The 13679-nt window shown below is 64.6% G+C and carries 10 protein-coding genes; 6 read left to right on the forward strand and 4 right to left on the reverse strand.

What is annotated here, in order from left to right:
• Positions 1–61: 61 nt before the first annotated feature.
• Together EV688_RS14370 and EV688_RS14375 are read right to left on the reverse strand one after the other, a co-directional pair.
• Positions 62–679: an NAD(P)H-dependent oxidoreductase gene (locus tag EV688_RS14370; protein ID WP_117319152.1), complete on the reverse strand. Its 618-nt coding sequence runs from the start codon at positions 677–679 to the stop codon at positions 62–64.
• Between the two features lie 30 nt (positions 680–709).
• The gene (locus EV688_RS14375) at positions 710–2011 is read right to left on the reverse strand and encodes a multidrug effflux MFS transporter (protein WP_240624421.1); all 1302 of its coding nucleotides are present in this window, start codon (positions 2009–2011) and stop codon (positions 710–712) included.
• 12 nt (positions 2012–2023) lie between these two features.
• On the opposite strand from EV688_RS14375, the gene EV688_RS14380 reads away from it, so the two are divergent.
• The gene (locus EV688_RS14380; RefSeq protein ID WP_117319151.1) at positions 2024–3787 is read left to right on the forward strand and encodes a carboxylesterase family protein; all 1764 of its coding nucleotides are present in this window, start codon (positions 2024–2026) and stop codon (positions 3785–3787) included.
• Between the two features lie 27 nt (positions 3788–3814).
• On the opposite strand, the gene EV688_RS14385 is transcribed toward EV688_RS14380, so the two are convergent.
• Positions 3815–4297: an Lrp/AsnC family transcriptional regulator gene (locus tag EV688_RS14385; RefSeq protein WP_117319150.1), complete on the reverse strand. Its 483-nt coding sequence runs from the start codon at positions 4295–4297 to the stop codon at positions 3815–3817.
• A gap of 191 nt (positions 4298–4488) precedes the next feature.
• Here EV688_RS14385 and leuA point away from each other — a divergent pair, with 191 nt between their 5' ends.
• From leuA to EV688_RS14400, 3 genes are read left to right on the forward strand one after another with little or no spacing between them, the layout of a single operon-like run.
• Positions 4489–6162, forward strand: coding sequence for a 2-isopropylmalate synthase (gene leuA, locus EV688_RS14390; RefSeq protein ID WP_117319149.1), 1674 nt, complete (start codon positions 4489–4491; stop codon positions 6160–6162).
• 51 nt (positions 6163–6213) lie between these two features.
• Positions 6214–6654: a VOC family protein gene (locus EV688_RS14395; RefSeq protein WP_117319148.1), complete on the forward strand. Its 441-nt coding sequence runs from the start codon at positions 6214–6216 to the stop codon at positions 6652–6654.
• A gap of 17 nt (positions 6655–6671) precedes the next feature.
• The gene (locus EV688_RS14400) at positions 6672–7508 is read left to right on the forward strand and encodes a DUF6279 family lipoprotein (RefSeq protein WP_117319147.1); all 837 of its coding nucleotides are present in this window, start codon (positions 6672–6674) and stop codon (positions 7506–7508) included.
• On the opposite strand, the gene argA is transcribed toward EV688_RS14400, so the two are convergent.
• Positions 7497–8819 carry an amino-acid N-acetyltransferase gene (gene argA, locus EV688_RS14405; RefSeq protein ID WP_117319146.1) on the reverse strand — a complete coding sequence of 441 codons (1323 nt, stop codon included), beginning with the start codon at positions 8817–8819 and terminating at the stop codon, positions 7497–7499. The two genes, EV688_RS14400 and argA, sit on opposite strands and share 12 nt — an antisense overlap.
• 144 nt (positions 8820–8963) lie before the next feature.
• Here argA and tfpB point away from each other — a divergent pair, with 144 nt between their 5' ends.
• Positions 8964–10739 carry a type IV pilus assembly ATPase TfpB gene (gene tfpB, locus EV688_RS14410; protein ID WP_117319145.1) on the forward strand — a complete coding sequence of 592 codons (1776 nt, stop codon included), beginning with the start codon at positions 8964–8966 and terminating at the stop codon, positions 10737–10739.
• Positions 10740–10776: 37 nt separating this feature from the next.
• Positions 10777–13674 carry a bifunctional [glutamate--ammonia ligase]-adenylyl-L-tyrosine phosphorylase/[glutamate--ammonia-ligase] adenylyltransferase gene (glnE, locus tag EV688_RS14415; protein ID WP_240624420.1) on the forward strand — a complete coding sequence of 966 codons (2898 nt, stop codon included), beginning with the start codon at positions 10777–10779 and terminating at the stop codon, positions 13672–13674.
• Positions 13675–13679: the final 5 nt, after the last annotated feature.

Here is a 13679-nt window from a genome sequence, read left to right on the forward strand (position 1 = left end):
TCCAGGCTTTCCTCTTTCAACCGGACGGGCATCCTGCCGCTGTCCGGTTGATTCGCTTTGCTTACATGCCGTTACTGTAGGTTTCCAGCGACACTTTTCCGCTCGCCCTGATCTGTCGGAATGCATTGCCATATTCACCCAGCATGTCAAGGCAGTAGGTCAGTCGGCCCGCCAGGTAGCTGTGTGCTTCGGCATCGTTGTCGGCAGCGTCGCTGTTGAATACCTGCGCCACGTTCCTGACAATCAAATGTTCTGGCAGATAGCACAGACGGCTGTTCTTGTAGCTGCTCATGCGCAGTTCGGCGATGGGATAGGCGCCATTGTCGCTGGCTGACACCGAGACGATCAGAGCGGGCTTGTGTGCCAGCTCTCCTCCCGCGGCCCACAGCAGGAAAAAGTTTTTCAGACCTGAAGGCACCATGCCGTGCCATTCCGGAGTGACCACAACAAAGGCATCACAGGAATTGACCTGCTCCCGCAGAGCGGGCAGGTGCTCCTGCCATGCGCCGCCGCCAGACCAGACGCTTTCGTCCCAGAATGGCAGCGGATTGTCGGCCAGCGTCAGCAGCCAGCGATTTTCGCACCACGCACTGTCCTCAAGCTGGCGGTCGATGTAGCGCGCTACCTTCTCGCTCTGCGACTGTGGGCGATGGCTGCCGCTGATAATTCCTGTCTTCATCTCAAGGTCTCCCTTTGCGTTGTCAATGAGTTATGTGTCCTGCAGCACGGCGGGGTCTGATTGACGCTGTCTCAACAGCACCCATCCGGCCACTGCCGCGGCCGCCGCGGTGATTGCCAGCATGCTCACCATGAGCGGCTCGGGCGAGTCAGCCAGCAAATGGCCCACTGCGCCGGTGATGAGCGCTGACAGGCTCATCTGGATGAAGCCCAGCAGCGACGATGCCGTGCCCGCGAGTGTCGGGAAGGGTTTCAGCGCAATCGCCATGGCATGTGGCATCACCAGCCCCAGCGCCAGCGCGAAAAAGGTCATCGGCAGCACCAGTGCGAGCACGCTCGATGGCTGCCAGCGATGCGCGCCGAGCATGACCACCGTGCTGGTGAGTGCGACTGCGGTACCGAGGAACATTACTTGTTCGGAGGTCAGCCGGTTCGCGAGGTTGGCGCTCCAGGCGCTGCCGGCCATGTAGCCCGCTACCGAGGTGAGGAAAATCAGGCCGAAGTATTCCGTGGGCACGCCGAGCATGGTGATGAAGACGAATCCCGAGGAAGCCAGGTATACCATCAGCCCGGCATACATGAGTGCGCCGGCGCTGCAGACCGCGAGGAATGACGGGTGCCGCAGCAGCGTCAGGTAGTTGGCAGCGATATGCCGCGGCCGAAGGCTCTGGCGCAGCGGCAGCGTTTCCGGAAGAAAGCGCCAGGCCAGCAGACCGATGGCGGCGCCGTAAACAGCCAGGAAAAGGAAAATGCTGGGCCAGGGAACGTAGCGCAGCATGATGCCGCCAAGTCCTGGCGCGACTGCGGGGGCCAGCGCCATGAACATGGCGATCAGCGACAGCGCCCGTGCCGCGCGGGTGGGCCCGAAGACGTCGCGGGTGATCGTGCGCGCGAGGGTGGGACCCACGCAGGCACCAATGCCCTGCACGAAGCGGAAGGTGCTGAGCTGCGACACATCCGTGGAGAGCGCGCAACCGATGGAAGCGAGAATGAACAGCACGGTTCCCGCGAGAAGTACCGGACGTCGCCCGAAACGGTCCGCCAGCGGGCCGCAGGCGAGGTGAAACAGGGCGAACCCCCAGAGGTAGGCGCTAACCGTCAGATGCATGCTGGCGATATCGGTGGCAAAAGCACGCTGCATCGACGGCATGGCGGGCAGGTACATATCGATGCTCAGCGGCCCGAGAGCAACCAGGGCGGCGAGGAACACCAGCATTCTGGTGGAATCGTTGGGATGTGGCGTGGCGGACATGGCGGCGTCATGGTACACCACTGTCGGCGCCAGCGTGTGTTTCCTGCGAGCCTTGCGTAAAGTGACAGCCTCTTTGTCCACGGGAGAGTCCGCATGGCGCGGTGGTTGTTGATTCTCGGGTGCCTGCTCGTCGTGTCAGGTGTCTCGATGCAGTGGCTGGGCGACGAAGCGCCGGAGGAAGTGCCCGAGCTCGAGCCCGCCCCCGCGACTGTCCGCGTCACCACCGCAGGCCCTGTGGTGGGCGGCGTGGCTGCAAGCGGCGCCTACGCCTGGCTGGGCATACCCTATGCCGCCGCACCGGTCGGCGAGCGTCGCTGGCGCGCGCCCCACCTCCCGGAGCCCTGGTCCGAGCCGCGGGTCTCGGTAACGCACGGCGACGTGTGTCCCCAGTTACCCAGTCTGTTGTCGGGCGTGGACGCAGGCAGCCGTCCCAGTATCGGCAACGAGGACTGTCTGACGCTGGATGTCTACGCGCCGCCACGTCCGCTGGACGAACCGCTGCTTCCGGTCATGTTCTGGATTCACGGTGGCGGCAACAGCATCGGCAGTGGCAGCAGCTACGACGCCTCCCGGCTGGCGCTGGAGCAGAACGTGGTTGTTGTCAGCATCAACTACCGGCTGGGCTTTCTCGGATGGCTGGGGCATGAAGCCCTGCGCGCTGGGGCAGAAAACCCTGCCGAAGCATCCGGGAACTTTGCGCTGCTCGACATGATACGCGCCCTGCACTGGACGCAGAACAATATCGCCAGTTTTGCCGGCGATCCGGACCGCGTCACCCTGTTCGGCGAGTCGGCGGGTGGACGCAACGTCATGGGACTGCTGGCTTCCCCGCTGGCCGGTGGACTGTTCCACCGGGCCATTGTGCAGAGCGGATCGATTGCCACCTTTACCGAAGAGCGGGCGGAGCACTATCGCGACGCGCCGGAACCCGGTGCGGCTTTCAGCTCGGCGGAATTGCTGGTTGACTGGCTGCAGGCGGAGGGTCGCGCCCGGGACCGCGATGCCGCACGCCGCCTCGTCGAAGACCTCTCTGGCGATGCGCTGGCCACCTTCATGCGCTCGCTCCCGGTAGAGACCATTCTGGCGCCGGCCGCAGACAGCGGAGGTATGTACCGCGCGCCACAGCTGCTGCGCAGTAACCGCGACGAGATGAAGCTGTTTCTCGCCTTGAACCCCGATCACGTCAAGCGCTGGTTCGGTGTTCTGCCGCGTGTCCGGGATCCCCGGCGCTATGAATTGCTGGCGAGCTATCACAGTGACCGCTGGAAGGCGCTCGCTGTCGATGAGGTGGCCGCGAGGGTGCAGGCGGCGCCGGATGCGCCGCCGGTGTACCTGTACCGCTTCGACTGGGATGACAGTCGCGATGACCTGTGGGTGGATCTGCCGACGCTGCTGGGCGCTGCCCACGGGCTTGAACTCGATTTCCTGTTTCGCCCGGTATTCAGCAGGCTCCTGCCGGGGCTTCAGACCGAGGAGAACGCCGCTGGTCGCGAGGCGCTGGGCAAGGCCATGCGCAGCTACTGGGGGGCTTTTGCCCATACCGGCGACCCCGGGCGTGGCCATGGCGGAAGTTATCCCCTGTGGTCCGCGCACAGCGCAGAGGCTCCCTCGTTGATGCTGCTGGACAGCCCGGATGACGGCGGCGTCGGTACTGTTCGACAAACGCTCTCCGCAGAGGGAATCCGGCAGCGGCTGATCGCTGACCCGGCGCTGGAGCCTGGCCGCTTTCGCTGCGCGCTTTACGTGGATCTGTTTCTCGACAACAGCGGCAACGCGGACTTTTTCTCGCGCCGCGACTACCGTGACCTCGGCTGTGAGGGCTTCCTGCCCTGGGCCCTGCTCGGCGGCAGCGTCTGATGGGTCTCGCAGCTAACCAGAGAGCGCTCAGTTCCCGGTCAGATGGGACAGCGGCAGGTCGGTGCGCTGGATCACCCGGCGCAGTTCGAAGCTGGAGTGCACGCCGGTGACCCCGGGAATACGGGTCAATCTGCCAAGCAGAAAGCGCTCGTAGTGCTGCATGTCTACAAGCACGGCCTTCAGCAGGTAATCCGCCGACTGACCGGTGACCACCGAGCACTCGATCACCTCGGGGTAGCTGGCGATTTCCTCCTCGAAGGCGGCAAAACGGTCCGGGGTGTGGCGGTCCATGCTGATGCCGATATATGCGGTCAGCTTCAACCCCAGTGCCTCCTGGTCCAGCAGCGCGACGTGGTTGCGAATAATGCCGCTGTCCTCCAGACGTTTCAGTCGGCGTGCGCAGGGCGTGGGCGACAGGCCCACGGCATCGGCGAGGTCCAGATTGCTGATGCGCCCGTTGCGCTGCAGCGCCTGCAGTATTCGACGATCGATGCGATCCAGTTTTGGCATGTCCGGTGCCCGTGATTGAAGTGAGTGCAGAGAGAGCCTTTTGTATCTTTTTGAAGATAATAGCCAATAATAGGCAAATTATTAATAAAAACCTCTAATTAGTGACTGAATAATGGGTGACTTTGCAGCCTTTCACCCGGCACGGGGCGTTACACTTTCACTCAGGTGAATGGCACAGGCAGTCAGTCGACATGGGCAAGTTTGATCATCGCAGGTATCCGGCGTTCCCGACCGTCAGTCTTCCTGACCGGCAGTGGCCGGATCGTCGCCTGCAACGTGCGCCACGCTGGTGCAGCGTCGACCTCCGGGATGGCAACCAGGCGCTGATCGAGCCCATGACCGCGCAGCAGAAGTCCCTGCTGTGGGATCAGCTGGTGAAGATCGGCTTCCGGGAGATCGAGGTCGGCTTCCCTTCGGCGTCCAGCCACGACTACAATTTCGTGCGCGATCTGATCGAGAATGATCGTATCCCCGCAGATGTCACCATTCAGGTACTCACACCGGCCCGGGAAGACCTGATCGAGAAAACCTTCGCTGCGCTTGAGGGCGTCCACCGGGCCATCGTGCATGTCTACAACTCCACGTCCACGGTACAGCGCGAGCGGGTGTTCGCCATGGAGCGCAGTGGAATCGTCGACATCGCCCGCAGCGGTGCCCGGCTGGTGCTCGACTGTGCCGCGCGCTATCCGGATACCGAGTGGCTGTTCGAGTATTCCCCGGAGAGCTTCAGCGGTACCGAGCTCGATTTTGCCGTGGAGGTCTGCGATGCGGTCATGGATGTCTGGGAGCCGACGCCTGAGAAACCGGCCATCGTCAATCTCCCGGCGACGGTCGAGATGAGCACGCCCAACGTCTACGCTGACCAGATCGAGTGGTTCTGCCGCCATGTGCGCCGTCGCGAGGGTCTGATCGTCTCGCTGCACACGCACAACGATCGCGGCTGTGCCGTCGCCGCCGCCGAGCTCGGTGTGCTCGCCGGCGCCGACCGGGTGGAAGGTACCCTGATGGGCAACGGGGAGCGCACCGGCAATATGGATATCGTGACCATGGCCATGAATCTGTACAGCCAGGGCATTGATCCCGAACTGCAGCTGGGACACATGGACGAAATCATCCAGACGGTGCGCGACTGCACCCAGCTGCCGGTGCACCCGCGACATCCCTATGCCGGCGAGCTGGTGTTCACGGCGTTTTCGGGCAGTCACCAGGACGCGATCAAGAAGTGCCTGGCGCGGCGCGACGATGCCGAGCCCTGGCAGGTGGCCTACCTGCCGATCGATCCTGCTGACATCGGTCGCTCCTATCAGGAAGTCATCCGCATCAACAGTCAGTCCGGCAAGGGTGGCATCGCTTACGTGCTGCAGCGTGACCACGGTTACGACCTGCCGCGCTGGCTGCAGATCGACTTCAGTGCCGCGGTGCAGGCTCACGCCGAGGCCGCCGAGGGTGAAGTCGACTCGGAGGCCATTCTCGGCCTGTTTCGAGATACCTACCTGAATGTGTCCGGGGGCTGGACGCTGGGGGACTACCAGATCAGCCGGGCCGCCGCCGTCGACCAGCTGCAGGTGATTCTTGCCCGTGGCGGGCAGCGCCATTCCCTCACCGGGAGCGGCAACGGCGTGGTCGCCGCGTTCGTGGATGCCATGCAGCGCTTTACCGGCAGGCAGCTGGTGCTCGTGGAATACAGCGAGCACGCATTGAGCCAGAGTGCCGACGCTGAAGCGGTGTGCTACATACAGCTCAATATTGATGGCGGGCGCCACTGTGGTGTCGGCGTCAGTCACGATATAGTACAGGCGTCGTTGAACGGCATTCTCTGCGCCATCAACCGCGCGGTCGGACAGGACGCCATCGCGGCGGCCTGACGCCACCGCCGGAGCGCGGCAGGCCGTTGTCTGAAACTCGGAGCCTGAACCATGCAAAGCGGTATTTTTCATCTTGCCCTGCCGGTGGACGATCTCGACGCCGCCGCCATTTTCTACGGTGACGTGCTCGGCTGTCGGCGCGGCCGTTCGTCCTCGCGCTGGATAGACTACGATTTCGGCAGTCACCAGCTGGTGGTACACAAGGTGGAGACGCGCGACATGCCCGTGGTCGCCACCAACCCGGTGGATGACGAGCAGGTACCCGCGTCGCACTTCGGCCTGGTGCTGCCCTGGGATGACTTCGACGCGCTCCTGTCCCGCCTGCAGTCCAACAGCATCGATTACGCCATAGGACCGCATACGCGCTTTGCCGGGCGCCGCGGCGAACAGCGCACCTGCTTTGTGCGCGACCCGGCGGGCAACTACCTCGAATTCAAGTGCTTCCGCAATCCGGAGATGCTGTTTGCCACCGACGGGCTGGATTACCCCTGACGTCCGCTGCGCCGCCTGTGCGCCGATGCCGTGCGGTAATTGCCTGTCTGCTGCTCGCGCTGATCGCCGCCTGCAGCAGCACGCAGTTCTTCTACAATCGACTGGATTTCCTCATTCCCTGGTATCTGTCGGGCTACGTGGATCTCGAGCGCGATCAGCGCCAGCTTCTCAAGGACCAGGTGGACGCCTTTCTTGGCTGGCACCGTCGCTCGGAGCTGCCGCGCTACGCCGCGCTGCTGGCGCGTGCAGAAGCGTCGCTGGACAGTCCGGTTACCGCGGCGACGGTAGAGGAGCTGGCGCTGTCGGCAGAGGAGGAATGGCTGCGCCTGCGCGACCGCGCGCTCGACGAGCTGATGGTGGTGGGCGAGGCACTGGACGACGAACAATTAGCGGAGTTTATCGGCAATCTTCGCGAGCGCCAGCGCGAGTACGAAGAAAAATATCTCGATCGCGACAGCGACGAATACCGGCAAGAGGCCTGCGACAGCCTGACCGATAACCTGGAAGACTACCTGGGGCGCTTGGGTCGAGGCAGGCAGCGTGAGATCTGTGCCATGCTGACAGACCTGCGCCGCGCCGATGTCGCCTGGCTCTCGGAGCGCCAGCGCTGGATCGACTGGCTGGAGGAGGTGCTGCAGCGCCGCCCAGGGTGGCAGACAGAACTCCGCCAGCGCGTGACGGGTTGGGAAGACACGGTGTCCCCGGACTACCTCAGCATCTACGCGCACAACTCGACGCTGATCTACCGCGCCGTGGCCGCGGCGGTGGAGGCTCGCAGCGAGCGACAGGACCGCTACCTGAGACGCAAGCTGTCGGGCCTGCGAGAGGATTTCACCCGGCTGTCAGCGCCCTGAGGGGCTGCGCAGGCGCTTGAAGAAGACCTTGGAATTGCGCTGCAGGTTGTAAAGGTCGCGACGCTGCGGCGGTAGTGCATCCCGGGAGGCCTCCTCAAAGCCCTGCTCGATGAACCAGTGTGCGGTCTGGGTGGTCAGGACGAACACGCGGTTCAGTCCGATGCTCCTCGCCTCCTGCTCAAGCTCCCCCAGCAGTCGCCGGCCTCGGCTCTCGCCGCGGTAGTCGGGGTGCGAGACAATACAGGCAATTTCGCCACAGTCATCCGGGGGGCAGGGATACAGCGCTGCGCAGGCGATGATGCGGCCGTCGCGCTCAAGCAGGCGAAAGCGCTCGATCTCGGCCTCCAGCATCTCGCGTGAGCGCTTCACCAGTACGCCCTCCTCCTCGAGCGGCTGTATCAGCTCCAGTATGCCGCCGACGTCGTCGATGCGCGCCCGCCGCGACTGCTCCCAGGGGCGGCGCGTGATCAGTGTGCCGCTGCCGTCGTGGGTGAACAGCTCACGCAGCAGGGCCCCGTCTTCCCGGTAGCTGATGATGTGGCAGCGCGGCACGCCCTGGCGGCAGGCGCGCCCGGCAGTGTCCACCAGTGCTTTCTGGGTCGCGTCGGCCACTGCCAGCTGTGGAATTTCCTCCACCGCGCACTGCCTTACCAGCCTGCCTTCCCCGTCATGAACGCCGGCGCCGGCGCCGAACATGATCAGCTTCTCGGCGCCAATGGCGACCGCCGTGTGGACGGCGATATCGTCCAGTGACAGGTTGAAGACCTCCCCGGTGGGTGAGTAGCCAAGGGGTGAGAGCAGTACCAGGGATCCGGCGCTGAGCTGCTGGCGGATGCCATCGCCGTCGATGCTGCGAACGCGACCGGTCAGGTGATGATCGACGCCGTCGAGCACGCCGATCGGACGACCGGTGACGAAGTTGCCGGAGCAGATGCGCAGATCCGCGCCCTGCATCGGTGAGTTCGGCAGCCCCATGGAAAGCAGTGCCTCTATGTCCACGCGCAGTGCACCCGCCGCGTCGCGGACGCTGGCCATTGCCTCGCTGTCGCAGATGCGCATGCCGCGATGGAAATCGGTGCGAATGCCGGCGCGCTGCAGACGGATTTCGATCTGCGGACGGCTGCCGTGAACCAGCACCAGGTGCACGCCGAGGCTGCTGAGCAGCGCAATGTCGTGAATGAGGCCCGCCAGTGCACCTTCGCTGGCAACCTCCCCACCGATCATGAGCACGAAGCGCTTGCCGCGGTGTGAGTTGATGTAGGGGGCTGTATTGCGGAACCAGTCGAAGTCTCCGCTGCCGTGCTCGGTCACGTGTCAATCCTGTCGGTTGTGATCGCCAAGGTTAACCAAAAACGGCGCCAATTTCTTCCACGCCTGCGCGCTCCTGAAGGGCTAGAGGACGTGGGCCTGTGTTAGCATGAAGTCTGTTTCATGCTACCCGAGCAGGATACGTCAATGACCGCGCCGGATGCCGCACTGCAGCGCGAGCGCAAGCTCAGCCTGCCAGAACTCGTCGCGCTGCTGCGCCGGGACGGCTGCCTGTCCGAGGCGGAGGCGCGCCGTCTGGGCGGCGTCACTATCGGTTCGGTTCATCCGCTGGTGTTTCTCGCCGAGCAGCGGCTGGCGGATGCGTCGCGACCGGGAACGGCGCTGACCATGGACCGGCTGCTGTCCTGGCTGGGCAATCGGGTCGGCCAGGCGGTTTACGAGATCGATCCGCTGCGTATCAACGTCGGCGCTGTCGCCGAGGTCATGTCCCGCGCCTTTGCCGAACGTCACCGGATCCTGGCCGTCGAGGCCAATCGCGACAGCGTGGTTGTGGCCAGCGCGGAACCGTTTCTGTATGGCTGGCAGGGCAATCTGGAACACGTGGCGCGGCGGCCGGTAACGCGGGTCCTTGCCGATCCACGGGACATCGTGCGCTTCACCGCCGAGTTCTACACCATGGCACGCTCTGTGCGCGGCGCCGGTGCCGGCAACACGGGCCGCAGTCAGCCGCCGGCGGTCAACAACCTCGAGCAGCTGCTCGACATGGGCTCGCGCCAGGAGCTCGACGCCAACGATCAGCACGTGGTCAGCATCGTCGACTGGCTGCTGCAGTATGCCTTTGAGCAGCGCGCCAGTGACATCCACGTCGAGCCCCGGCGGGAGGTGGGCAAGGTGCGTTTTCGCATCGATGGTGTCCTGCATCCTGTCTACGAGCTGCCGCAGGCCGTGTGTGCGGCCATGACTAGCCGCATCAAGATTCTCGGCCGCATGGACGTTGCCGAGAAGCGCCGGCCCCAGGATGGCCGCCTGAAAACCCGCACCCCGGCCGGCGGCGAGGTCGAGCTGCGCCTGTCCACCCTGCCCACCGCCTTCGGCGAAAAGCTGGTGATGCGAATATTTGACCCCGAAGTACTGCACAAGGGCTTTGCTGAGCTCGGGCTTGAGGCAGATGATCTCGTGCGCTGGAACAGCATGACCGGTGCCGGTAACGGCATCGCGCTGGTGACCGGACCGACTGGCTCCGGCAAGACCACCACCCTGTATTCCACGCTGCGTCAGCTCGCCACCGACGAGGTGAATGTCTGCACCATCGAGGATCCGATCGAGATGGTGGAGGACCGCTTCAACCAGATGCAGGTCAATCATGGCATCGACCTGGATTTCTCCACCGGCGTGCGCACGCTGTTGCGCCAGGACCCGGACATCATCATGGTTGGCGAGATCCGCGATCTGGAAACCGCCAACATGGCGGTGCAGGCGGCGCTCACGGGACACCTGGTGCTGTCCACCCTGCACACGAATGACTCGCCCTCGTCACTGTCACGCCTGCTCGAGCTTGGGGTGCCGGCCTACCTGATTCGGGCAACGGTACGCGGTGTCATGTCCCAGCGTCTGGTGCGTATCCTGTGCGAAAACTGCAAGGTGCCGGAGGCGGCAGATCCCCAGGCCTGGGCGGCGCTGGTGGGCCACGCCGGACCCGCCCCCGCGCAGGTTTTCGCGCCGGTGGGCTGCCGCGCCTGCCGCCAGACCGGGTTCGTCGGGCGCCGTGGAATTTACGAGGTATTGCTCAACAGTCCCGCGGTGGAAGAAACCATTGTGACCCGCATCGATACCGCGGCGGTACGCCGCGCTGCCGCAGCCGAGGGTATGCAGTCCCTGCGCGAGTCGGGTGCACAGCGCGTGCTGAGGGGTGAGACCACCATAGAAGAGGTCCTGCGCGTTGCGCCGGCGGGTAACCGCTGATCAACCCGCCACGGCAGCGGGCGATGGAGTACAGGAATTGCATGACCTGAGCCAACAGGTGCAGACACTGCCTGCGGGCCTGGCCCAGGCCGCCGGGACGGCCTGGGACGCGGTGCTGGAAAACGCGGAGAGCCATGAGCGTGCGCCCCTCGAGGCCCTGGCTGCGGATGCCCGACGCGGACCGCAGCTCGCCCGAATGCTCGCCTGCAGCCAGTATGTGGCGGCACTGCTGCGCCGTCGTCCGGGTCTGCTGCTGCGAGCAGCGCACAGTGGCGATCTGGATGCATCGCTGCCCGAAGGGTCCTGGCTGCAGCGCCTCGGGGCTGACCTTGCAGAACCTGCCGCCGATCTTGCCGTGACCCTGCGTCGCTTCCGCCAGTACCACATGCTGCGTATTCTCTGGCGCGACTTCAACCGCCTCGCCGATACCCTGGAGACCGTGCGCGATACCTCGCTGCTCGCCGAGGCCTGTGTGCATCACGCGCTCCAGGTGTGCGAAGCGCAGCTGGTGGAGCGCTTTGGCCGACCGATCGGCCGGCGTTCCGGTGAGCGGCAGCCGCTGATCGTGATCGCCATGGGCAAGCTGGGAGCGCGTGAGCTCAACGTGTCCTCGGACATCGACCTGATCTTTGCCTTCCCCGAGGCGGGACAGACCGACGGCGAGCGCAGGCCGTTGAGTAATGAAGAGTTTTTCACGCGGCTGGGGCGGGCACTGATCAACACACTCGATACCGTGACCGCTGATGGCTTCGTGTTCCGGGTGGACATGCGGCTGCGGCCCTACGGCGAGAGTGGGGCTCTGGTGCACAATTTTGCCGCGCTGGAAGCCTACTACCAGGAGCAGGGTCGTGACTGGGAGCGCTATGCCCTGGTCAAGGCGCGGCCGATCACCGGCGGAGCGGGTCACAGTGCCGCGCTCATGCGCATGCTGCGCCCCTTCGTGTTCCGCCGCTATGTGGACTTTGGCGTGATCGACAGTCTGCGCGGGATGAAGCGCATGCTTGTGGCGGAGGTGGCGCGTCGGGGACTTGACGACAACGTCAAGCTGGGCTCCGGCGGTATTCGCGAGATCGAATTCATCGCCCAGTGTCTGCAGCTGATACGCGGGGGTCGGGATAGGGCTCTGCAGCAGCGAGAGCTGCTGCAGGTGTTGCCAAGCTGCGCTGAACTCGGCTGTCTGCCCGCTGATGTCGTCGAGGAGCTGCGCCAGGCCTATTGTTTCCTGCGCGATACCGAACACGCGATACAGGGCTACGCCGATCGGCAGACCCAGGAGCTGCCCGACGACGCCCTGGGTCGTGCGGCGCTGGCCGAGGTCATGGCTTACCCCGACTGGGAGAGCTTCAGCGCGGCTCTGGCAGGGCACCGGCAGCGAGTGGCCGCTCACTTCAACGATCTGATTGCGGCTCCCGAGGACGCCGAGGCCGAACCGGCGCTGGCACCGTGGAATGCCCTCGATGCCAGTGTCCTGAGCAGGCTGGGCTACGCCGAGGCTGAGGACGCCCTGGAGCGCCTGGCGGACCTGCGGGATGTGACGCGCCTGCGCGGCCTGCAGCGGGAAAGCCGGGAGCGCCTGGAGCAGTTCATGCCGCTGCTGCTTGAGGCCTGTGCCGGCGTCGGGCAGCCCGACCTGGCGCTGCAGCGCATTCTCCCCCTGGTGCGTGCCGTGCTCCGGCGCAGCGCCTACCTGATGCTGTTGATGGAGAATCCACCGGCACTGGCAGAGCTGGTCGCCCTGTGTGAGGCGAGCCCCTGGGTTGCCGAATTGCTGGCGGCGCAGCCCGTCCTGCTGGATGAACTGCTTGACCGCTCCAGTCTCTACTCCGCCCCGGATCGTGAACGCCTCCAGGAAGAGCTGCGACGTCAGGTCGATCGCCTGCCGCTTACGGATCTCGAGGCGCAGATGGATGCACTGCGCTACTTCAAGGCGGCGCACGTGCTGCGGGTCGCCGCCAGCGAGCGCCTTGGCCGGCTGCCGCTGATGAAGGTCAGCGACAAGCTCACCTTCATCGCCGAGGTGGTCCTTGAGCAGGTGCTGCGGGTGGCCTGGGCGCAGCTGGTATCCCGCTACGGTGAGCCCGCCCGCGACGGCGAGGATTCCGGCTTTGTCATCTACAGCTACGGCAAGCTGGGTGGCATTGAGCTCAGCTATGCCTCGGATCTGGATCTGGTCTTCATCTACGATGCCGACGCCAGCGGCGTGACCAGCGGTGAACGCAGCATCGACAACAGCGTGTTCTATACCCGCCTCGGGCAGAAGGTGATACACATCCTCGAGACCCGCATGCCGCTGGGCAAGCTGTACGAGATAGACATGCGCCTGCGCCCCTCGGGGGCATCCGGTCTGCTGGTGTCCACGCTGAAGGCCTTTGCTGCCTACCAGCGTGACACGGCGTGGACCTGGGAGCACCAGGCCCTGGTGCGGGCCCGATCGGTCGCGGGGGATCGCCGGGTGGCCGAGGCGCTGGACGAGGTTCGACGCGACATTCTCTGCCAGCCCCGGGATGCGGCGACGCTGGCCGGTGAGGTAGTCGCCATGCGGGAAAAAATGCGCGAACACCTGTTGCCGACGTCTCTCGGCGAGGACCGGTTCGAGCTCAAACAGTCACCCGGCGGTATCGTTGATATCGAATTTATGGTGCAATACGCCGTGCTCGCGTGGTCGCATCAGATGCCGGGTCTTACCCGCTGGTCAGACAACATCCGTATTCTCGAGAGCCTCGGAGAGCAGGGCCTGTTCTCGCAGTCCGTCTGTGACGCGCTGATCAAGGCCTATATAGCGTTCCGCTCTGCGTCTCATCAGCTTGCGCTGCAGCAGGCGAAGGGAATTGTTGCAGCGGCGGATTACCGGCAGCATATCGATACCGTTCAGGCCCAGTGGCAGACGGTTTTTGGCGGCGTAACCGCGTTATCATCCAGCGACGAGAACAAGTAGGAGTG

Origin of the sequence: Chromatocurvus halotolerans (assembly GCF_004340525.1) — a bacterium.
Taxonomy (GTDB): Bacteria; Pseudomonadota; Gammaproteobacteria; order Pseudomonadales; family Halieaceae; genus Chromatocurvus; species Chromatocurvus halotolerans.

Coding starts and splice junctions, on each gene's coding strand:
- leuA (WP_117319149.1), top strand. CDS start 4,489: ATGGGCAAGTTTGATCATCGCAGGTATCCGGCGTTCCCGACCGTCAGT.
- EV688_RS14385 (WP_117319150.1), bottom strand. CDS start 4,297: ATGCCAAAACTGGATCGCATCGATCGTCGAATACTGCAGGCGCTGCAG.
- tfpB (WP_117319145.1), top strand. CDS start 8,964: ATGACCGCGCCGGATGCCGCACTGCAGCGCGAGCGCAAGCTCAGCCTG.
- EV688_RS14370 (WP_117319152.1), bottom strand. CDS start 679: ATGAAGACAGGAATTATCAGCGGCAGCCATCGCCCACAGTCGCAGAGC.
- EV688_RS14380 (WP_117319151.1), top strand. CDS start 2,024: ATGGCGCGGTGGTTGTTGATTCTCGGGTGCCTGCTCGTCGTGTCAGGT.
- EV688_RS14395 (WP_117319148.1), top strand. CDS start 6,214: ATGCAAAGCGGTATTTTTCATCTTGCCCTGCCGGTGGACGATCTCGAC.